The organism is Thauera aromatica (assembly GCF_023093595.1).
Classification (GTDB): Bacteria; Pseudomonadota; Gammaproteobacteria; order Burkholderiales; family Rhodocyclaceae; genus Thauera; species Thauera aromatica_A.
Genome location: NZ_JALLIK010000014.1, coordinates 1 through 813, shown reverse-complemented (window position 1 = coordinate 813; position 813 = coordinate 1). Strand labels below are relative to the sequence as shown.

1 pseudogene is annotated in these 813 nt (G+C 63.3%); it reads left to right on the top strand.

Going from position 1 to position 813, the window contains the following annotated elements:
• Positions 1-70: 70 nt before the first annotated feature.
• Positions 71-813 (top strand): annotated as a pseudogene (locus MXC99_RS00275) (IS3 family transposase); the annotation flags it as partial.

Here is an 813-nt window from a genome sequence, read left to right as displayed (position 1 = left end):
TGAGCTGCCCCACGAATTTCGTCTTCCAACGTAGTCGTCGTACGATCGACGCAACGAGAGGAAGAACGACGTGAAACGCATCCCGAAGCAGGAGTACACGGCCGAGTTCAAGGAGCAGGCCGTCAAGCGAGCCGACGAGGTCGGCAGCATCGCCCGTGCGGCCGAAGAACTGGGGCTGGTCGAGCAGACGCTGCGCAACTGGGTCAAGGCGGCGAAGGCGGGCAAACTGAACCCGGCCGGAGCCAAACAGATCACTGCCGAGCAGATGGAGCTGTCCCGGTTGCGCGCGCAGGTAGCGCGCCTCGAGATGGAAAATGAGATCCTAAAAAAAGCGACGGCATATTTCGCGAAGGAGCTGCTGTGAAATATGCCTGGATCGAGAAGCAGCGTAGATCCTTCCCGTTTCCCGTCCTGTGCGACGCCTTGTCGGTGAGCCAGAGCGGCTTTCGAGCGTGGCAGGCCGGTGGCACTGCGCAGCGCAAGCGCCTGACCGACGCGCAGGCGTTGGTTCTGATTCGCACGATCCATCAGGAGGTTCGGCAGGCGTATGGCGCACGACGCATCCACGCCGAGTTGCGTGGGCGTGGCTACCGGATCGGTTTGCCGCGCATCGAACGCCTGATGCGTGAGAACGGTATCCGGGCGCGGCACAAGCGGCGTTACAAGGCGACGACGGACTCCAGGCACAGCCTGCCCGTGGCAGCGAATGTCCTGGATCGCCGCTTCGCGCCTGACGCCCCGAACCGCGTGTGGACCGGCGACATCACCTACATCGCCACCGCCGAGGGCTGGCTGTATCTGGCAGTCGTGATC